Origin of the sequence: Streptomyces albidicamelliae, from assembly GCF_025642175.1 — a bacterium.
In the GTDB taxonomy this organism is placed as follows: Bacteria; Actinomycetota; Actinomycetes; order Streptomycetales; family Streptomycetaceae; genus Streptomyces; species Streptomyces albidocamelliae.
Genome location: NZ_CP106795.1, coordinates 7,768,924 through 7,787,918, shown reverse-complemented (window position 1 = coordinate 7,787,918; position 18,995 = coordinate 7,768,924). Strand labels below are relative to the sequence as shown.

The 18,995-nt window shown below is 73.1% G+C and carries 18 protein-coding genes, 2 pseudogenes and 1 riboswitch; of the genes and pseudogenes, 10 read left to right on the top strand and 10 right to left on the bottom strand.

The features are described 5' to 3' along the window. Positions 1 to 255: 255 nt before the first annotated feature. Positions 256 to 591: pseudogene (locus N8I86_RS35165) on the bottom strand (LysE family transporter); the annotation flags it as partial. Here N8I86_RS35165 and N8I86_RS35160 point away from each other — a divergent pair. Continuing rightward, complete coding sequence (locus N8I86_RS35160; RefSeq protein WP_263280201.1) at positions 502 to 1,485, top strand: LysR substrate-binding domain-containing protein; 984 nt, start codon at positions 502 to 504, stop codon at positions 1,483 to 1,485. The pseudogene N8I86_RS35165 and the gene N8I86_RS35160 sit on opposite strands and share 90 nt — an antisense overlap. 13 nt (positions 1,486 to 1,498) lie before the next feature. On the opposite strand, the gene N8I86_RS35155 is transcribed toward N8I86_RS35160, so the two are convergent. Continuing rightward, complete coding sequence (locus N8I86_RS35155) at positions 1,499 to 2,257, bottom strand: SDR family oxidoreductase (protein WP_263279663.1); 759 nt, start codon at positions 2,255 to 2,257, stop codon at positions 1,499 to 1,501. Between the two features lie 165 nt (positions 2,258 to 2,422). Next, positions 2,423 to 3,235: an SAM-dependent methyltransferase gene (locus N8I86_RS35150; protein WP_073890485.1), complete on the bottom strand. Its 813-nt coding sequence runs from the start codon at positions 3,233 to 3,235 to the stop codon at positions 2,423 to 2,425. 306 nt (positions 3,236 to 3,541) lie between these two features. Here N8I86_RS35150 and N8I86_RS35145 point away from each other — a divergent pair, with 306 nt between their 5' ends. Continuing rightward, on the top strand, positions 3,542 to 5,977 hold the full coding sequence (locus N8I86_RS35145) for a SpoIIE family protein phosphatase (protein ID WP_263279662.1): 2,436 nt from the start codon (positions 3,542 to 3,544) through the stop codon (positions 5,975 to 5,977). Between the two features lie 59 nt (positions 5,978 to 6,036). On the opposite strand, the gene N8I86_RS35140 is transcribed toward N8I86_RS35145, so the two are convergent. From N8I86_RS35140 to N8I86_RS35130, 3 genes are all read right to left on the bottom strand, one after another. Then, positions 6,037 to 6,612, bottom strand: a complete 576-nt coding sequence (locus N8I86_RS35140) for a hypothetical protein (protein ID WP_263279661.1) — start codon at positions 6,610 to 6,612, stop codon at positions 6,037 to 6,039. An 81-nt stretch (positions 6,613 to 6,693) separates the two neighbouring features. Then, entirely contained in the window at positions 6,694 to 6,942 is a 249-nt protein-coding gene (locus tag N8I86_RS35135; RefSeq protein WP_263279660.1) for a hypothetical protein, read from the bottom strand. Further along, positions 6,929 to 7,186: a DUF6400 family protein gene (locus N8I86_RS35130; RefSeq protein WP_073890489.1), complete on the bottom strand. Its 258-nt coding sequence runs from the start codon at positions 7,184 to 7,186 to the stop codon at positions 6,929 to 6,931. The genes N8I86_RS35135 and N8I86_RS35130 overlap by 14 nt, the downstream gene beginning before the upstream one ends. A 267-nt stretch (positions 7,187 to 7,453) precedes the next feature. Here N8I86_RS35130 and N8I86_RS35125 point away from each other — a divergent pair, with 267 nt between their 5' ends. The 4 genes and pseudogenes from N8I86_RS35125 to N8I86_RS39635 all read left to right on the top strand — a co-directional run bounded on the left by N8I86_RS35125 (position 7,454) and on the right by N8I86_RS39635 (position 10,860). Next, complete coding sequence (locus N8I86_RS35125; protein WP_404830856.1) at positions 7,454 to 9,148, top strand: TROVE domain-containing protein; 1,695 nt, start codon at positions 7,454 to 7,456, stop codon at positions 9,146 to 9,148. Positions 9,149 to 9,191: 43 nt separating this feature from the next. Continuing rightward, on the top strand, positions 9,192 to 9,398 hold the full coding sequence (locus tag N8I86_RS35120; RefSeq protein WP_073890491.1) for a hypothetical protein: 207 nt from the start codon (positions 9,192 to 9,194) through the stop codon (positions 9,396 to 9,398). A gap of 117 nt (positions 9,399 to 9,515) precedes the next feature. Next, a complete protein-coding gene (locus N8I86_RS35115) occupies positions 9,516 to 9,944 on the top strand; it encodes an ATP-binding protein (RefSeq protein ID WP_073890492.1) in 429 nt (142 codons plus the stop codon). A 200-nt stretch (positions 9,945 to 10,144) separates the two neighbouring features. Beyond that, positions 10,145 to 10,860 (top strand): annotated as a pseudogene (locus N8I86_RS39635) (chaplin family protein). A 108-nt stretch (positions 10,861 to 10,968) separates the two neighbouring features. Here N8I86_RS39635 and N8I86_RS35095 read toward each other — a convergent pair. Then, positions 10,969 to 11,763: an SDR family NAD(P)-dependent oxidoreductase gene (locus N8I86_RS35095; protein ID WP_073890495.1), complete on the bottom strand. Its 795-nt coding sequence runs from the start codon at positions 11,761 to 11,763 to the stop codon at positions 10,969 to 10,971. Between the two features lie 434 nt (positions 11,764 to 12,197). Here N8I86_RS35095 and N8I86_RS35090 point away from each other — a divergent pair, with 434 nt between their 5' ends. Beyond that, positions 12,198 to 12,959 carry a DUF3566 domain-containing protein gene (locus N8I86_RS35090; RefSeq protein WP_263279659.1) on the top strand — a complete coding sequence of 254 codons (762 nt, stop codon included), beginning with the start codon at positions 12,198 to 12,200 and terminating at the stop codon, positions 12,957 to 12,959. Between the two features lie 35 nt (positions 12,960 to 12,994). On the opposite strand, the gene N8I86_RS35085 is transcribed toward N8I86_RS35090, so the two are convergent. The 3 genes from N8I86_RS35085 to N8I86_RS35075 all read right to left on the bottom strand — a co-directional run bounded on the left by N8I86_RS35085 (position 12,995) and on the right by N8I86_RS35075 (position 15,854). Next, on the bottom strand, positions 12,995 to 13,588 hold the full coding sequence (locus tag N8I86_RS35085; protein ID WP_263279658.1) for a DUF4232 domain-containing protein: 594 nt from the start codon (positions 13,586 to 13,588) through the stop codon (positions 12,995 to 12,997). A 180-nt stretch (positions 13,589 to 13,768) separates the two neighbouring features. After that, positions 13,769 to 14,767, bottom strand: a complete 999-nt coding sequence (gene gap, locus N8I86_RS35080) for a type I glyceraldehyde-3-phosphate dehydrogenase (protein ID WP_263279657.1) — start codon at positions 14,765 to 14,767, stop codon at positions 13,769 to 13,771. A gap of 130 nt (positions 14,768 to 14,897) precedes the next feature. Beyond that, positions 14,898 to 15,854 carry a GlxA family transcriptional regulator gene (locus N8I86_RS35075; RefSeq protein ID WP_073891927.1) on the bottom strand — a complete coding sequence of 319 codons (957 nt, stop codon included), beginning with the start codon at positions 15,852 to 15,854 and terminating at the stop codon, positions 14,898 to 14,900. Between the two features lie 320 nt (positions 15,855 to 16,174). Here N8I86_RS35075 and N8I86_RS35070 point away from each other — a divergent pair, with 320 nt between their 5' ends. From N8I86_RS35070 to N8I86_RS35060, 3 genes are all read left to right on the top strand, one after another. Further along, entirely contained in the window at positions 16,175 to 16,435 is a 261-nt protein-coding gene (locus N8I86_RS35070) for a hypothetical protein (protein WP_073890501.1), read from the top strand. 349 nt (positions 16,436 to 16,784) lie between these two features. Next, on the top strand, positions 16,785 to 17,987 hold the full coding sequence (locus tag N8I86_RS35065; RefSeq protein ID WP_263279656.1) for a PP2C family protein-serine/threonine phosphatase: 1,203 nt from the start codon (positions 16,785 to 16,787) through the stop codon (positions 17,985 to 17,987). A gap of 44 nt (positions 17,988 to 18,031) precedes the next feature. Next, a riboswitch (guanidine-III (ykkC-III) riboswitch) is annotated at positions 18,032 to 18,099 on the top strand. Between the two features lie 12 nt (positions 18,100 to 18,111). Beyond that, the gene (locus N8I86_RS35060) at positions 18,112 to 18,990 is read left to right on the top strand and encodes an MBL fold metallo-hydrolase (RefSeq protein WP_263279655.1); all 879 of its coding nucleotides are present in this window, start codon (positions 18,112 to 18,114) and stop codon (positions 18,988 to 18,990) included. Positions 18,991 to 18,995 lie beyond the last annotated feature (5 nt).

Here is an 18,995-nt window from a genome sequence, read left to right as displayed (position 1 = left end):
TTCCGTCCACACTCCATGATGCGGTCCGCGGTGCGCCTGCCACCGGTTGCGGGACCGGTGCCGCGGGCGGGCGCCCCGGTCGCGGACGGCCGTCAGGTGCCGGCCGTCGCGAGCAGGAGGCCGAAGCCGATCGGTGTGACGCCGGTGGTGCGCCCGAGCGCGCGGCGGATCCGCGGCTGGTGGAGCACGGGCCCCGGCCCTGGACAGCAGGAGCACGTACCCGCCAAGCCAGGCCGGGGTCAGCGCGGTGTGGAGCAGGACGAGGAGTGTCATCGCCCAGGCCGGGGGCAGCCCGGGCGGGGCCGGCGCGGGCAGCAGCCCGGTGTGGAAGACGGCGATCTTCGGGTTGAGGAGGTTGCTGACCAGTCCCGTCCGCCAGGGGCCGGCGACCGCCGCGGGACCCGTGCGCGCGGGGGCGGCGGATGCGGCGCGCCGGTGCTGCCACAGCGCCTGGGCGCCCAGGAACCCCGGGTAGCCGGCGCCCAGGAGCCTGACGGCCGGATAGGCCGCGGGCGAGGCGGCCGGCACGGCGGCGAGCCCGGCCACGGCCGGCGCGCCCCAGACGAGCAGACCGGTCGCGATCCCGGCCACGGTGCGCAGGGCGTCCCTCGGGCCGGCCACGGCCTCTCCTACGCCCCCTCGTCCGTCTCCCAGCAGCTCTCCCTGCTGGAGGCGGAGGTCGGTCTGCCGTTGCTGGAGCCGGTCGGGCGGCGGGTGCGGCTGACCGAGCAGGCCGAGATCCTGGTCGCGCACACGGAGGCGGTCCTGGAGCGCCTCGAACGGGCGGAGGCGGACGTCGCCGCCTCGCTGACCGACCTGACCGGGACGCTGCGTGTCGCCTCGTTCCAGACGGCCGCGCTGACCCTCGCACCGGACGTGCTCGCCCTGTTGCGCCACAGGCATCAGCATCTGCGGGTGCACGTCACGCACATGGAGCCGGAGAGGGCCCTTCCGGCGTTGCGGGCACGCGACTTCGACCTCGTCCTCGCCGAGGAGTACCCCGGCAACCCCGGCCCGCGGCCCGCCGGCCTCGAACAGCAGGACCTGCTGGAGGACCCGCTCCGGCTCGCCGTGCCGGAGGCGGCCGGCTCCCGCGGCCGGGGTCCGACGGCGGCGCCGCGTGCGCTGGCCGGCCACCCCTGGGTGATGGAACCCGAAGGCACGGCGGCACGGCACTGGGCCGTGGCGGTGTGCCGGGACGCCGGCTTCGAACCCGACGTGCGGTTCGGGACGACCGACCTCCTGCTGCACCCGCGCCTCGTCGAGCAGGAGCACGCCGCGGCCTTCCTGCCCGACCTGCTCCGGTCCGCACAGCCCGCGGCCGTCCCGCTGCGACCACTCCCCCGCGGCCGGAACACCCGCCGCGTCTTCACCGTGGTCCGCCGCGGCCGTGGCTCCCACCCCGCCGTCGTGGCGTGCCGCGACGCGCTCCTCCGCGCGGTGGACCGGGGCGCGGGCCGGGCACGGGACGGCACGGCCCGGTGAGCGGTCGCCGCCCTCAAGCGACGAACTGCTGGCCGCCGTCGATGTCGTAGGTTGCCCCGGTGAGCGCCGTGTTGGTCATGAGGTGCACGGCGAGCGCGGCGACGTCCTCCGCCACGACGACCCGCCCGATGGGCAGCGTGGCGCGCAGCTGCTCACGGCGGGCGTCGAGCTCGTCCCCGAGGAGCCTGGCCGACAGCGGGGTGTCGACGAAGCCCGCGGCGATCAGGTTGACGCGTACGGGCGCCAGTTCGAGGGCGAGGCCGGCGGTGAGCGCGGGCAGCGCCGCAGTGACGGCGGGCGCGCTGCCGAGGCCGCCGCGGACCCGCCGGGCGCCCGTGCCGCCCATGAGCAGCAGGCTGCCGCCCGGCCGCACTCTGCCGGACAGGTGGCGGGCGACCTCCAGCGCGAGCACCATGTGCCCCGTGAACGCGCGCCGCGCGTCGTCGGGGTCCATGTCCAGCAGACTGCCGTACGACGGGTGGCCGGCGGTGATCAGCACATGGTCGATCGGCCCCGGCAGTTCCTCGAAGAAGTTCCGCAACTGCGCCGGGTCGTCGGCGTCGAAGGCGGCGGTGCCGACCGCTTCGGCCTCGGCGGCCGCGGTGCGCAGCCGCTCGGGGTCCCGGCCGGTGAGGATGACGTCGGCGCCCTCGGCGCGGGCGTGCCGTGCGGTGGCCAGTCCGATGCCGGCGCTGCCGCCGATCACGATGAGGGTCTGTCCCCGCAGAGCGGGATCACGGGGGTCGCGCGGCGCCGATGGCTGAGCACTCATGGACCCTCCTCCGCCGTGGCGACGTCGTCCTCTGCCAGCCTGCACCCTGGACGGTGGCCCCGCATGTGAGCGGCGCCGCGGCCGGGGGCTGCGGACCCGGGCCCCTCCCCCTCCGCCTCGCGTGAGGTGGACGTGAGGTGGAGGGGGGCGGCCGGACGGGTCCGGTCAGGGCTTCCTGGCGAGTCCGCCGTGCTCGGCGATGACCTCCCCGGCCGGCGCACCGGGCTCGGGACGCCACTGCGTCACCGGGACGACGCCGGGCTCGACCAGCTCCAGGCCGTCGAAGAACGAGGTGATGTCGTCGACGGTGCGCAGGTTGTAGGGGACGGCACCGCTCTTGTTGTAGCCGTCCTGGGCCTCCTCGAAGACGGGGTCGATGCCGCGCGACCCGTCGTTGATGGAGAGGTAGCTGCCCGACGGCAGCGCCGCCATGAGCCGGGTGACGATGGAGCGGGCCTGCTCCCGGTCGGCGACGTGTCCCAGGATGTTGCTCAGGATGAGCGCGGTGGGACGGCTGAGGTCCAGCGTCTCGGCGGCGGCCGCGATGATGCGCTCCGGGTCCGTCACGTCGGCGTCGATGTAGGCGGTCGCCCCCTCGCGCGACGAGTACAGCAGCGCGCGGGCGTGGGCCAGCACCATGGGGTCGTTGTCGACGTACACGATCCGGGCGTCGGGCGCGAGCCGCTGGGCGACCTCGTGGGTGTTGTCGGCGGTGGGCAGGCCGGTGCCGACGTCCAGGAACTGCCGGATGCCCGCCTCGGTGACGAGGTGGGTGATGTTGCGGCGCAGGAAGGCCCGGCTGCTGCGGGCGATGGTGACGATGCCGGGGAAGACCGCGGTGTACGCGTCTCCGGCCTCCTCGTCGACGGGGTAGTTGTCCTTGCCGCCGAGCCAGTAGTTCCAGATGCGCGCGGAGTGCGGCACCGACGTGTCGATCTTCTGGGTCTCTGGTCCGGGCGTCGTCGCAGGGTCGGTCATGGGTCGAGTCCGTCTTTCAGCCAGGGCGTGGATCAGTCATGGCACAACCTACGTCCGAACACCGCCCGCCCACTCACCAGTTCGGGTTTCCGACCGCTCCGTCGCGCGGGCCGCGGCCCCTGGCGCCGGCCGCCCTCGGGGGCGGCGGCACGGTCCCCGCTCCCCCGCCGCCGGCGGTCCTGCCCGGCCGGGTACGCGGCCCGGGAGGGCCGCGGCCCCCGGTTGGCATCACGGGTGCGAAGACACGTAGGGGGCTATGTGAGACCGTAGTGCAAGGAAAAGTTGCCCGCGGACGGGGCCGACAGCATGGGTCTCAGGGATACGGCGAACGAGCACCGGGGCGATCCGTTCGGCATCACGTCGGCCGCCGTCGTCCTGGTGGACGTGCACGGCATGATCCGTCACTGGAGCGAGCGGGCGGAGACTCTGCTCGGGTATCCGGCGACGGACGTGCTGGGGCGTCCGGCGATGTCCGTGCTGGTGAGCGAGGAGTCACCGGCGTCCATGATGTCGCGGGCCCGGCGTTTCGAGGGCTGCTGGGAGGGCCTGGTCACCGCCCGTCATCGCGCGGGCCACCCCGTGGAGCTGGCCGTACGGGCGTGCCCGCTGGACACGGAGCAGGGCTCGGGCTGGCTCGCCGTGGCCTGCGACGTCGCCTCCTCGCGCCAGTGGGAGTTGGACCAGGCGGTGCTGCGGAGCCTGCTGGAGGAGTCGCCGATCGGCGTCGGGGTCCTGGACACCGATTTGCGGTTGCAGTGGGTGAACCAGGTACTGGCCGCGATGGAGGGCCTGCCGCTGCACGACGGGGCCGAGGGCGCGGCCCGTATCCCGCAGACCGGTGAGGTGCCGCCGTCCGTCGACTGGCAGGCGCGCCAGGTGCTGATGTGGGGCCGGGTGTCACCGGCCCTGGAGCAGGTGACGCCTCCGGCAGGCATGTCCCGGCGGGGCTCGCACGGTCACCTCAGGCTCCGCTCCTCGTTCCCGCTGCGCGACCCCTACGGCAAGACGCTCGGGGTGTGCCACACCGCCGTCGAGTTCAACGCCGAGGACCGGGCGCGTGAGCGGCTGGCCCTGGTCAACGAGGCGGCGCAGCGCATCGGCACCACTTTGGACCTCGACCGCACGGTGCAGGAACTCGCCGAGGTCCTCGTGCCGCAGCTCGCCGACTTCGCGGCGATCGATCTCTTCGAGGGCGTCCTCGCCGCCAAGGACCTCAGCTCCGGACCGATCTCCGGGGGCATGCTCCGGCGGGCGGCGCACCTGTCGATCCGCGAGGAGGTACCGGAGGCGGTCGTCCCCATCGGCGAGCCCACCGGCTACCCGCCCAAGTCTCCGCAGCGACGCTGTCTGACCACCGGCCGGACGATCCGCGATCCGGTGCTGAATCCGACGACCTGGTGGCTGGCCGGCGATCAGCAGCGGCTGGCCAAGCTCGTCCGGCTCGGAGTGCACACCCACCTGGTGGTGCCGCTCCGGGCACGGGGCGTGACCATGGGGGTGGTCACGCTGCTGCGCTGGGACAACCCCGACCCCTTCGACGAGGAGGACCTGCTGCTCGTCGAGGAGCTGGTCGCCCGCGCCGCGGTCTGCGTGGACAACGCCCGGCGCTTCGTGCGCGAACACAATGCCGCCCTGGCTCTGCAGACCAGCCTCCTGCCGCCCGACCTGCCCGATCACTGCGCCGTCGAGGTCGCCTACCGCTATCTGCCGACCGACGCGGAGGCGGGCGTGGGCGGCGACTGGTTCGACGTCATCCCGCTGTCCGGCGCCCGGGTCGCCCTGGTCGTGGGGGACGTCGTCGGCCACGGCATCCATGCCGCCGCGAGCATGGGGCGGCTGCGCGCGGCCGTGCAGACCCTGGCCGACCTGGACCTGACGCCCGACGAGCTGCTCGCCCATGTCGACGACCTGGTGCTGCGCCTGGCGGAGGAGGCCGAGGCGGCGACGGACAACCCGATGGTGGTCGGCGCCACCTGTGTGTACGCCGTCTACGATCCGATCTCGCGGAAGCTCAACGTGGCGCGGGCCGGTCATCCCACCCCCGCCATCGCCCACCTCAGCGAGCCCGTCGAGCTGCCCGACATCCCCGCCGGTCCCCCGCTCGGCCTGGGCGGTCTGCCCTTCGAGTCGGCCGAGATCGAACTGGAGGAGGGCAGCGTCGTCGCCCTGTACACCGACGGTCTGATCGAGGCCTCGGACCGCGATGTGGACGTCGGCTTCGAGCGGCTCTGCTTCGCCCTGGCCCACCCCGACCGGCCGCTGGAGGAGATCTGCGACACGATGGTGCGCATCCTGCTGCCGGACCATCCGCGCGACGACGTGGCCTTCCTGATCGCCCGGACCCGCGCGCTGACCCCCGACCGGGTGGCCTCCTGCGAGGTGCCCGCCGATCCGCAGGCGGTGCACGAGACACGCGAGAAGGTCGCGTGCCAGCTGGCCGCGTGGGGGCTGGAGGACGTCGTCTTCACCACCGAGCTGATCGTGAGCGAACTGGTCACCAACGCCATCACGCACGCGTCGGGGCCGATCGGTCTTCGGCTGATCCATGAGCGGACCCTCATCTGCGAGGTGTCGGACACCAGCAACACCTCGCCCCACCTGCGCCGTGCGCTGAGCACCGACGAGGGAGGGCGCGGTCTGTTCCTGGTCGCGCAGGTCGCCCAGCGCTGGGGCACCCGGTACACGGCGACGGGCAAGACCATCTGGGCGGAACAGCAACTGCCCGGCGCCGGCTGCCGGTGACGACCGGGACGCCCGGGGGTCGCGCGGCCCACGCGCGGCCGGAGGCCTGACCCCGCAGGTCAGTCCTCGTCCCGTGTCCCGCTCGTCTCGTGGGCACGGTGGAGCGACGCCTTCTCCGCACGGTCGGCCAGGGCCAGCAGGCGGTCTCGGCGCCGCGGCCACCACAGCAGGTCGGCCAGGAGGAGAGCGACCAGCAGCCAGGAGGCGACGGTCTCCCCGGTGGTCCCTGACAGGGTGTCGTACACGGCGAGGGCGAGCGCGAGTACGGTGACGAGCAGGATCACCCAGCGGCGCAGCCGGTCCTCCTCGGCGGCCCGGCGCAGGGCGCCCGCGTACTCGGCGACGGCGGGCGCCAGCCGGGGGTCACCCACGGCCTCACCCCGCCGGGTGGCGCGGACGACGGCCGCGCGGTCGGCGGCGTTCATGTCCTCGGCGGCGGGCCAGAGCCTGTCCATCCGGCGGGCCACGCGGATGCCGTAGAACACGCTCAGCACGACGAAGACCACCGCGGGGCCCAGCCAGGATCCCGCCTCGACGAACACGAAGGCCCCGAAGAACACGCCGGTGGCAACGCCGGCGCCCAGCGCCCTGCCCACCTGCCCCCGCCGCCACAGCACGCCCGGTACGAGGATCATCTGTCCACGGTGGCCATCACCCGGCACGGCCGCAACCGGCGGTCCGCGCGGCGGCCGGCAGCCGGCGCGGCGCCGGTGCCGTCAGAGGCTGCTGGTCCTGCGGGTCCACTTCGTCCGGGTGGCGCCGAAGCCCGTCTCGTGGTCCCAGATGTGCGTGCACGAGGGGCACTGCAGATGGAGCAGGCTGCCGGTGTTGGTGAGCAGGTAGCGCCAGTGGTCCGGGCACCGGCGGCCCTGCTCGCACACGGGGCACTCCCGGTGGTCCTCGCAGTTCGGGCAGGTCACCCAGGCGCGGCGCCCGATGTCCGCCTGCGGATCAAGCGGAAGCACGGCCGTTCCCGCGTTCGGGGAGAACGCCGGCCCGCACGAGGGTGTCGTACACCCGCTGCTGTTCCTCGTCGAGGCCGGAGTACAGCAGGTCGTACGCCGCCTCCTCGTCGCGCAGCACCTTCACGGGGTCCCAGCCGGGGCCGAGCGCGTCCATGACGTGGGCCCGCCGGATCATCTCGTGGCTGTGCAGATCGACGGCGAAGTCGACCGGCTCGGTGGGAGGAGTGGGGTCATGAAGGGACATACCATCGAACTTAGGTACGCCTTCCCCTCCGCGACAAGGGCAGGTGGGGGACATCACAGGCCGGCGCGGGGTCCCGGATTAATTCGGATGCGCACACCGCGTGCCCGCGGATAGCGTCCCCGTGACGTCTTCCGATGCGTCGAGCCCCGGTTACTTCCTGACGACGCAATCCATACCGGTGCCCCATCCTTCTCGGGAGACGTCCCCCACGCTTTCCTCACCTCTCTTCCCGCCTGTCCACCGCACCCTTCAGGGGGATCCGTCTGCATGACCCGGTTCAGCCGCCAACGGGCCAAGACCGAAGCCAGGAACGAGATTCGGGCCGAGGTACCCGGGTTGACCGCGCGAGGACGCACCTCGCCGCTCTCCACACACGGGCAGTGGATGCTGCCCGCACGGCGGTGGGTACCCGCCGTGCCCTCGGCCGTGTCCGTCAACCACCAGGGCGGCGCGGGATACGCCCGCACGCCGAAGGAGGAACTGTTCCTGCTGGCCGTCGGCAACATGGTCGGGCAGGAGACCTTCTACGAGGGCGCCGGCTCACGGGACGACCGGTACTCCGCTCTGGTACGGCGGCTCGCCCTCAGCGATCCCGCGTGGACCCTGGGGCTGCTCCGCTGGCTGCGCACGGAGGCGCACATGCGGACCGCGTCCGTCGTCGGTGCGGCCGAGTTCGTCCGGGCACGCCAGGAGGCCGGAGCCGCCGGGTACTCTCGGCAGGCGGTCGACGCGGTGCTGCAACGCGCCGACGAGCCGGGTGAGTTGCTCGCCTACTGGACCTCCCGGTACGGCAGCCGGCTCCCCCAGCCCCTCAAGCGCGGAGTCGCCGACGCCGTACGGCGGCTGTACACCGGCCGTGCGCTGCTGAAGTACGACAGCCCGTCCCGGGGCTTCCGCTTCGCCGACGTCCTGCGCCTGACCCATCCCGCAGCCGCGCCCGACCGGCCCTGGCAGGACGGGGTGTTCCGGTACGCCCTGGACCGGCGGTACCGGCCCCACCTGGCCGTGCCGCCCGCGGGCGACCGCCTCCTCCACGCCCACCAGGCCCTCATGCGCGTGCCCGAGGAGGAGCGGTACGGCCTCGTCACCTCGCCCGGCGGGGCCGAGCGGCTCTCCGCCGCCGGAATGACCTGGGAATCCGTGGCCGGATGGCTCCAGCGCCCGCTCGACGCGGCCGTGTGGGAGGCGCTGATCCCCTCCATGGGTCCGATGGCCCTCGTCCGCAACCTGCGCAACTTCGACGCCGCAGGCGTCGACGACCGCGTGGCGGCCGAGGTGGCCGGCCGTATCTCCGACCGGGACGGGGTGCGCCGCTCGCGCCAGTTCCCCTTCCGCTATCTCGCCGCCCACCGCAACGCGCCCTCGCCCCGCTGGCACGACGCCCTGGAGACCGCTCTCGGGCACTCGCTCGCCCAGGTGCCCGCGCTGTCCGGCCGCACCCTCGTCCTGGTCGACCGTTCGGGGTCGATGTTCGACACGCCCAGTGCCCGGACGCAGCTCAACCGCGCCGATTCGGCGGCCGTGTTCGGCACCGCCCTCGCGCTCCGCGCCGAGCACGCCGACCTCGTCGAGTTCGGCACCGGCAGCCGGGTCGTCGCACCGGCACCCGGCGAGTCCGTGCTGCGCGCGGTGGACCGGTTCCACGACCTCGGCGGCACCGACACCGCCGCCGCCGTCCGCCGGCACTACCGCCGCCACGACCGCGTCGTCGTCGTCACCGACGAACAGACCCACCCGTCCTGCGGCGTCGACCCGTTCGCCGCCGTCCCGCGGAACATCCCCGTCTACACCTGGAATCTCGCCGGATACTCGTACGGCCACACCGCGAGGGGCCGGCACCGGCACACGTTCGGCGGCCTGAGCGACGCCGCCTTCCGGCTCGTCCCGCTCATCGAGTGCGGCCTCGGGGCGGCCTGGCCGTGGGAGACCGGCGCACGCCCGCAGGAGCACCCGATCGGCTGACCGGCGTGCGTTTCCCTTTCGGGCACGCCTCGTTAGGTCACACATGATCAAGAAGATTGCCTGTGCGTCCGCCGTCGTCGCCGCTCTCCTGGCTGCCGCCGCCCCCGCCGCCGAGGCGGCCCCGAAGCCCGTCCCCGCCAACGGAGTTCCCGCGGCGCCCCTGCTGAACGGGCTCCTCGGCTCCCTGGAGGTCGGTCATCCGGTGACCTCCCTCAAGACGATCGTCCCCACGGGCGTGCGGGGCGAGTGACCGGCTCCGCCCCCGGCGCGCGCGGGCGACCGGCACCACCGATCCCCACGATCCACCGCTGCGGCCGCCGGTCCTGGGTACACGAACTGCGTCGGGTCGTACCAGGAGAGGGTCGCAGTGGACGGATCGTCGCTCCGGGCGGTGGGCTGGGCACGCTCGCTGCCGTTGAACAGTGAAGTGAAGGCGGCACGGGACTGGGCGCGTGCGCACCTGAAGTCCCTCAACTGGACCAGGGATTATCCCGAGACGGTGGACGCGGTGCTGCTCGCCGTCTCGGAACTGGTCACCAACGCCCATGCCCACGCGCACAGCAGCGCGCAACTGGTCCTCACGTGGGACAACAACTGCCTGCACATCGCCGTGCACGACGCGTCCAGCAAGCTGCCGACGCCCCGTCCGCCCAGTACGGACGGGCTCGGGGGCCGGGGCATGCTGCTGGTGGACGCCGTCGCGGACGAGTGGGAGGCCCGCCCCTGCTCCCGGGGCAAGACCGTCATCGCCTGCTTCCGGCCGCGCGCCGAACCGACCGGGCCTGAAAAACGATGACTTGACGATCTCCCTTTCGCCGGTTTCGACGCAGGTCTCCGTCCGCGAACGCTCCGACCGGGCCAATTGCCCTTGTCACGTGCCGTCGGAGAGAAGTCGCGCCAGACGAAAGGGTGATAAGCCATAACCAGGACACATGTAGCGGCGTTTCATCGGGTGCGGGTGATTGCCCGCGACCATGTATGGAAGGCAAGGGACCTATGAGACGGGCTACCCGAAACAGTGTCATCGCCGTCGCAGCCGCTTCGGGCGCGATGGCCATGGTGGGCTCGGCGCACGCCGACTCCGCAGCGGACGGTGCCGCGGTCGGTTCGCCCGGACTGATCTCCGGCAACAGCATCCAGTTGCCGGTGCACCTCCCGGTGAACGCGTGCGGGAACACCGTGAACGTGGTGGGGCTGTTGAACCCCGCGATGGGCAACCGCTGTGCGAACGAGGGTGGTGAGGCGGCCGGGACCGGCGCCTCCTCCACTTCGAGCAGCCGGGGTGCCGAGGCCGCGAGCGTCACCCGCGACTCGCCGGGCGTCGTCTCCGGCAACGGCATCCAGCTGCCGGTCGATCTCCCGGCGAACGTGACGGGCAACTCCATCGACGTGGTGGGGGTCCTGAACCCCGTCTTCGGCAACCAGTCGACGAACACCTCGCACCGCCCGGAGACCGAGACGCCGGCCGAGCCCTCGCCCGAGCCGCCGACCCGCGTCACGCCGCCGGTCCACAGCGAGCCCCCGGCCGCGCCGCGGCCGCACGTCCCCCGAAGCCGGCTCCGGTGCCCGTGCCGGACAAGGCGGTGCCCGTGCTCCCGCACACCGGTACGGACGGCATGCTGGCGGCGGCCGGGGTCAGCGCGGCCTCGCTGCTCGGCGGCACGCTGCTGTACCGGCGCTTCCGTACGCCGGCCGCCCAGCCGAGGGGCTGACCGGCCCGCGCCCGGCTGCCCTGATACGGATCGCGTCACCTGATCGAGGGGGTCGCGGGCCCGCACACCGCGGACCCGCGGCCCCCTCGCCGGAAGACGGCGGGACGGTCAGGGCAGGATCGAGTCGATGTACCCGCCGTCCACGCGCAGCGCGCCGCCGGTCGTGGCCGAGGCCTGCTCGGAGCTGAGGTAGACGACCATGTGCGCGATCTCCTCGGGCTCGATCAGCCGCTGGAGCAGGGACTGCGGGCGGTACTCCCGCATGAACGCCCGCTGGGCCTCGTCCCAGGGCAGGTCCCGGTCGACGAGTTCGTAGACGAAGTCCTCCACACCGCCGGTGTGGGTGGGGCCCGCGATGACGGAGTTCACCGTCACGCCGGTGCCCGCCGCCTTCTTGGCGAATCCACGGCTCACCGCCAGCAGGGCCGTCTTCGACATGCCGTAGTGGATCATCTCCGCGGGGATGACGACGGCCGAGTCGCTGGCGACGTACTGGATCCGGCCCCAGCCGTGCCCGGTCATGCCCGGCAGGTACAGCCGGGTCAGCCGTACGGCGGCGAGGACGTTCACCTCGAAGTAGCGCCGCCACTCCTCGTCGGTGATCTCCAGCGGGTCGGCGGTACCGAAGACACCCAGGTTGTTGACGAGGATGTCGACCTCGGGCAGCAACTCCGCCACCCTGTTCGCGCCTTCGTCGGTGGAGACGTCGGCCGCCACGGGCACGAGGTCGGCGCCGGGCACCTCCCCGGTCAGCGACTCGACGCTGTCGGCCACCCGCCGCTCGTCGCGCCCGTTGATCCCCACCCGGGCCCCGGCCCGGGCGAGGGCCGTGGCGATGGCCGCTCCGATGCCCTGCGTGGAGCCGGTGACCAGGGCCGTACGTCCTGTCAGGTCGATCTGCATGGGGGGACGGGTTCCCTTCGTGCGCTCCTGAATGCGACAGTCCGTCAAGTGTGGCGGGGCGGCACGCGGAACGGACGCGGGGCGCGACCACGATGGGCCTTTCGGCCCAGGCGCCGGCACGGCGGCCGGTGCGGGAGGTGCCCGGTGCCCCTCGGGAGCGGACCGAGTCCGGCGTTCACCCGTTCGGCGTCAGTGTCCCGGGGCGGCCCGGAGAGCCCCGAGGGCCTGTGGGGCCAAGGGCGCCAGTGGGTCTGACCTGGTCTTTCGGTCCGCTTTCGCGTATCCCGGGGCACCGTCCGGGGTGCGTCATCGCATACGTGTCCATACCGTCGAAGTCGGGATCAGCAGCGCCCGACGGCCGCTCGCGGCCGGATGCCCTTTCGTTCCGGGTGGGCGACGCGAAGGTTTCCGGCTAGTCAGGGAGACGGACAGGCATGAGCCGAGCCAAGCGCAGGCCCCACGGTGCCGCCCGCCACGGGGAGACGCCGACACCGGACGAGCAGGGTGAGGGCTCCCGCCCGCACCGGGAGAGGGAAGCCGCCGGGTTCCGGCGAATAGTGCCGCCCGACGACGTCGGGCCCGTGACCACGCACCGGAGTCCGGCCGGGGAGCACACGGGAGCCGTGCCGCCGCCCGGGCCGACACGCCGGTCCGGCCCCCGGACGATGCGGGTACGCATCTCCGAGGGGGATCCGTGGTCGGTGATGGTGACCAGCTTCCTGCTCCTGGCCGGTCTCGGCGTCGTCGCGATCGTCACCACGGTCGTGCTGTGGGTCATGCTGGAGGTGCTGGCCCCGAACGCCCTGCCCGACCTGACGACCGTGCTGGCCATCGCCGTCGGGGTGGTGATCCTCGAAGTCGTCCTGGGCGCCGGCCTCGCGACGCTGAGCACGTTCGTCTACAACCTGTCGGCGCAGTACCACGGGGGGCTCGAAGTGGCCGTCACCGACGACCTGTCCGACCCCACCCCGGCCGCCGCCGAGGCGCTGCTGCTCATGGCCCGGAGCCGGGCACGCGCCCGCACCTATCTGCGTCGGCACAGTCCGTCCTGGGCCCGCGAGGCCGTACGGCGTCTGCCCGAAGGCGGCCCGCGCACCGGCGGGACCCCTCCCGCCCGGCCCCAGCCGGTGGCCGACGGGCCGGCGCCGGCGGCCGACGGTCTGGACGCGACGCCGAAGGGTTCCGACACCGTCTGACCGTCGTGCCCCACGACGAGGCCTGCTCCGGATCTCTAGCCGTTGACGGGTATCCGGTCCGCCAGGGCCGTGACGTGCAGATCGCCGTGGTCCACCCACTGCGGGAACTTCAGCGTCTTGTAGCTGGTCGCGGCCGGCGGGGTGACCTGGAGGTAGGCGGCGTGCACCGCGTCGGACGTGCCGGTGTTGGCGTGCGTCCAGGCGACGACCGCCTCGGCGCTCCGGCCCGGGGCGAGGGACAGCGTGGACTTGGCGGGGCTCTTGGCGTACCAGGTGTCGCCCCAGTGGGTGGTCGAGTGAAGCGTCCGGTGGGTGCCGTTCTCCAGGCCGAGACCCGGGTAGCCGCGCAGCAGGCAGGTGCGGGCGCCGACGTTCTTGAGCTTCAGGACCACGCCCTGATGGTTCATGCCGCCGGCCAGCTGCTGTCCGAACGAGGCGCTCAGGCCGGACACGGAACAGGTGGGCGTCGTGGCCGCCGCGCCCGTCCCGGTCGCCCCCGCGACACCGGCGGCGGTGATGCCCAGTCCGGCGGCGGTGGTCACCGCGAGCGCCGCGTGTACGAGGCTCCGGCGGCGCCCGGGGCGGTCGGCCGCGGTGGTCCGGGGCGTGAGGCTCTGGTGCTGGGTCATGGCGAGCGTTCTCCCTTCGATTCCGTTCTCGGGTTCTCCTTCACCCTGGTGTGATGCCGGAAGCGGGGGAAAAGTTCGGGAGCGGGCGGGATTGGCGCGAAAAGGCCGGAGCACCACCGGCGCGGGGTGCGCGGTGGTGCTCCTGTCCCCGTGGTGCGGCCCGGTGCGGCCGCGGGTGGTTCAGGCGCCGGCGAGGAGACCGAGCGTGTCGATCACACGGTGGGAGAAGCCCCACTCGTTGTCGTACCAGGCGACCACCTTGATGTGCCGGCCGTCCACGCGGGTGAGGGCCGAGTCGAAGATGGAGGAGGCGGGGTTGCCCGTGATGTCGGCGGACACCAGCGGGTCCTCGGAGTACTCCAGGACACCCGCGAGCCTGCCCTCCGCGGCGCCGCGGTAGGCCGCCAGCACCTCGTCGCGGGACACGTCGCGACTGACGGTGGTGTTCAGCTCGACGATCGAGCCGACCGGGACCGGCACGCGGATGGAGTCGCCGGACAGCTTGCCGTCGAGGTTCGGCAGGACCAGGCCGATCGCCTTGGCGGCGCCCGTGGTGGTCGGCACGATGTTGACGGCGGCGGCACGGGCGCGGCGGGCGTCGCGGTGCGGGCCGTCCTGGAGGTTCTGCTCCTGGGTGTAGGCGTGCACCGTGGTCATGAAACCGTGCTCGATCCCGGCGAGGTCGTCGAGCACGGAGGCCAGCGGCGCGAGCGCGTTGGTCGTGCAGGAGGCGTTCGAGACGATCGTGTGCAGGGCCGGGTCGTAGGCGTCGGTGTTCACACCGTAGGCGATGGTCACGTCGGCGCCGTCCGAGGGCGCGCTGACGAGGACCTTGCGCGCGCCCGCGTCGAGGTGGGCCCGGGCGGCCTTGGCGGAGGTGAAGCGGCCGGTCGCCTCCAGCACGATGTCGACGCCGAGCTCGGCCCAGGGCAGCTGCGCCGGGTCGCGTTCGGCGAGCACGCGGATGCGGCGGCCGTCCACGACCAGGGTGTCGCCGTCGACGGTCACCGGGCGGCCGAGCCGGCCGGCCGTGGTGTCGTAGGCGAGCAGCCGGGCGAGGGTGGCGGGCTCCGTGAGGTCGTTCACGGCGACGATCTCCAGGTCGCTGGAGCGTTCCAGCAGTGCGCGCAGCACGTTGCGTCCGATGCGGCCGAATCCGTTGACGGCGATGCGAGTCATGTGTGGTGTCCCTTCGTCCGGGACCAGCCTCGCGTCCGGACGGGGTCCGTCGGCCGTGGCGTGAGCGCCATGGTTCGCAAGGATCGCGCCAGGGCGGGCCAGGGGCCGTGGGGGTGCCTGCCGGGCCCCGCTATTCGCCCCGGGTGAAGGTGCGCCGGTACTCGCTCGGGGTGGTGCCGAGGATGCGCTGAAAGTGGGCGCGCAGGTTCGCCCCGGTGCCCAGGCCGACGTCGTTGGCGATCTGCTCGACGCTGCGTTCGGAGCGTTCCAACAGCTCACGGGCCATGTCGATACGGGCCCGCATGACCCACTGCATCGGCGTGTAGCCGGTGTCCTCGGCGAAGCGGCGGGAGAAGGTGCGGGGCGAGACCGCCGCGTGCTGTGCGAGCACGTCCAGGTTGAGCGGCTCGTCGAGCCGGTGCAGCGCCCACTCGCGGGTGGCGGCGAAGCGTTCGCCGAGCGGTTCGGGCACGCTGCGCGGCACGTACTGGGCCTGGCCGCCGCTGCGGTAGGGCGCCGCGACCAGCCGGCGGGCCGCGTGGTTCGACGCGGCCACGCCGAGGTCGCCGCGCAGGATGTGCAGGCACAGGTCGATGCCCGAGGCCGCGCCGGCCGATGTCAGGACGCTTCCCTCGTCGACGAAGAGCACGTTCTCGTCGACCTTCACCAGGGGGTGTTTCGCGGCGAAGGCGCGCGTGTAGTGCCAGTGCGTCGTGGCGCGCTTGCCGTCCAGCAGCCCGGTCGCGGCGAGCGCGAAGGCGCCCGTCGAGATGGCCGCGAGCCGCGTCCCCCGGGCGTGGGCGTCGATCAGCGCGTCCACGACGGCGCCCGGCGGGTCGTCGCGGTCCGGGAACCGGTAGCCGGGGATGAAGACGATGTCGGCCCAGGCGAGGGCTTCGAGGCCGTGGGCCACGTGGTACGACAGTCCGTCGCCGCCGGCGACCGGTCCGGGCGCCGCACCGCACACCCGGACCTCGTAGGGCATGCTCGCGCGGGTCGTGAACACCTGTGCCGGGATGCCCACATCGAGCGGCTTGGCGCCTTCGAGGACGACGACGGCTACGCGGTGAAGACGCAAGGACGGCACGGGACCAGCGTAGATGCCGGGCGTCCGCGCCCCGGCCCGGTGCCCGTGCCCGCGGGCCACCGGCTCCCGCTCCGCTGTGACATGCAGGCCGGGCGAAGGGCGGTTAGCGTGAAGGGGAAGGGCCGCGTTCCCGGGGGGTACGCCCGCCCCCGCGGGCGAGAGCCCTGTCATCGGGGCCGACAGCCCACGTCGCATGTCGTGCTTCTCGTCCCCGCGCGGTTCCGTCCGTGGCCGCGTCCTACCTTCCCCATCGCGGCCACGGCACCTTCCCCCTCGTCCCGGAAACCCCCACAAGAGGTGGAAAGAAGGAAGGCAGGCCCATGAAAGGACAGCGAGCGAGGCGCCTGAGCGCGCTGACCGCGATCGGCGTTCTCATGGCCGGTGGCGCTGCCGTCGGAGCAGCGGGCTCGGCCTCCGCGGCCACTCCGGACCACGCATCGACCTACGGTGGCTGCTCCGGCGGCTGGTGGAACGGCTACTGCAACGGCTACGGAAACCGGGGCGACTTCTACCGCAACGGCTTCATCGGCGGCAACGGGTTCGTCGGCGGCGGCGGTGTCGTGGTGATCGTGCTGGGCTAGGCGGTGGAGAGGAACAACCGGCACAGCCACCGCACGGGACGGTCGGGGCATCATGCCGCGGCCCGATGACACGAGTTCGCACGGTTCACGCCGGGCCACGGCCCGGCGTGAACCGTGCGGTCGTGAACCGTGCGGCCGTCGGAACATGCCGCCTGGTGGAGCAATCACGGTGTGCCGCGGTTCGGCGCAGCAGGCTGGTGGTTCTTGTCGGGGCCGGGTGACGGGAGACCGGGGTGCGAAGGCCGCGTAAGCCGAACCGACGGGCGGGTCGTACTCCCCCGCGCCGTGCCACCCGCACCGCTCTCGCCGTTCACGCGCAGGCCGCGGCGCCCGCGCGCGGGAGCGACGGGTGAGGCTCGGACGGGGCCGCCAGGACCCGCAGGCCGTCTCGGCCGCCCGGACCGGGTTGCCCGCGCCACCGGTGTGGATGCGCTGGCTCCCGGTGCTGTACGTCGCGGGTCTGCTGGTGCTGGAACCCATGACGCCGGTGGACTGGCCGGTGAGTTTCGTGCTGGTCGCGCTGCCCCTGGTGGCGGCCTTCGCCCACGGGCCGGCGGTGGTGGCCGCCACGACGGTGTTCGCGATCGTCTTCGAAGGTGTCCTCGCGGGCACCCCGTGCTGCGCGGGCCGGGCCGTCGGCTATCTGTGGGACCGCCACTACGTGGCCTCCTACGTGTGCACGGCCCTGGTGGGGGCGCTCGGCACGGTCCTGGCCGCCCACCGCACCCATCGTGAGCGCACGCTCGCGGACGTCCGGTTCGTGGCCGACATCGCCCAGCGCGTCCTGCTCAAACCGGTGCCGCACCGGATCGGCGGCCTGCGCCTGGACAGCCTCTACCTGTCCGCCGACGCGGAGGCACGCATCGGTGGCGACCTCTACGAGGCCGTCCCCACGGCGTACGGCGTCCGGTTGCTCATCGGGGACGTACGCGGCAAGGGCCTGCCCGCGGTGGAGACCGCCGCCGCGCTGCTCGGCGCCTTCCGCGAGGCGGCGCACGACGAACCCGATCTCCCGGCGCTGGCGGACCGCGTGGAGACGAGCATGAGCCGCCGGGCCACGCAGCTCGGGGGCAGTGAACTGGCGGAGCGGTTCGTCACCGCGGTCTTCGCCGAGATCCCCCCGGGTGGGAACGTCGTACGGGTCGTCAACTGCGGCCACCCTCCACCGGTCCTCATCCGTCCCGGCGAGGTGCGCGAGCTGGACCGCGGGCGGTCGGCTCCGCCGCTGAACCTCGGCATGCTCGTCGGGGACACCTACACCGTCGACGAGTACGACTTCGGACCCGGCGACCAGCTCCTGCTGTACACGGACGGCATCACCGAGACCCGCGACCCGGCCGGCACCTTCTATCCGCTGCTCCAGCGGCTGCGGTCCTGGGGTCCGTTGCCGCCCCGGGAACTGCTGGAGAACCTCCACGACGATCTGCGGGCCTACAGCCACAACCGGCTCACGGACGACACGGCCGCGCTCTCCGTGTACCTGCTCGCCGACGAGCCGTCCCGGGCGGCCCCGCCGCCGGCCGACGCCGGCCGGAGCGGCGAACCGGGCTGACACCGGGGCCCCGGCCCGTCGAACAGGTGCGTGGTAGCGTCCCGGCGGAGGCGCGGACGTGCCTGCCCCGGACGAGATGTGCGCCGTACCCGGTCCGCCAAGACGACGCACGCGCGGAGGCATCGTGGACACCGGCACGCACCCGATCGACTTCGGCGGCACCCCGCCCCGGGCCCGCCCGCTGGAGGTGCGATGGATCCACGGCTCGCCGTCGGCCAAGCACAACACCGACCCCGACATCCAGGTCCACGCCTACGACGAGCACACCTTCGTGCTGCGGCAGAACAAGGCGGTGCACTACGAGGCGCCGTTCCTGTTCCTGCTGTGCGGCGAGGAGCGGGCCGTGCTGATCGACACCGGGGCCACCGAGTCCGCGGAGTTCTTCCCGCTGCGCAGGGTGGTCGACGCGACGCTCGCGGACTGGCTGGACCGCCATCCCCGGGACGGTTACGAGCTGCTTGTGCTGCACACGCACGGACACGGTGACCACGTCGCGGGCGACGGCCAGTTCGCGGACCGCCCCCGCACCACGGTGGTGAGCGCCGAACCCGCGGTCGCCTGGCGGTACTTCGGGTTCGACGCGGACCCCGACGCCGTCGCCCGGGTCGACCTCGGCGGCCGGGTGCTGGAGTGCCTGGCCACCCCGGGCCACCACGAGGCGGCCGTCACCTACTACGACCCGCCCACCGGGCTGCTGCTCACCGGTGACACCGTCTACCCCGGCCGGCTCTACATCCAGGACGTGCCCGCCTTCACCCGCAGCATGGACCGGCTGATCGAGTTCGCGGACCGCCGGCCGGTCACGCACGTGCTCGGCTGCCACATCGAGATGACGACCGAGCCGGGCGTGGACTACCCGGTCCGCACCACCTACCAGCCCGACGAGCCCCCGCTCCAGCTGACCCCCGCCCACCTGCGCCGGATCCGGGACGCGCTCGACGACCTCGGCGACGACGGGTCCCGGCGCGCCCACTCCGACTTCGTCCTGTGCCCGCACGACTGACCGAC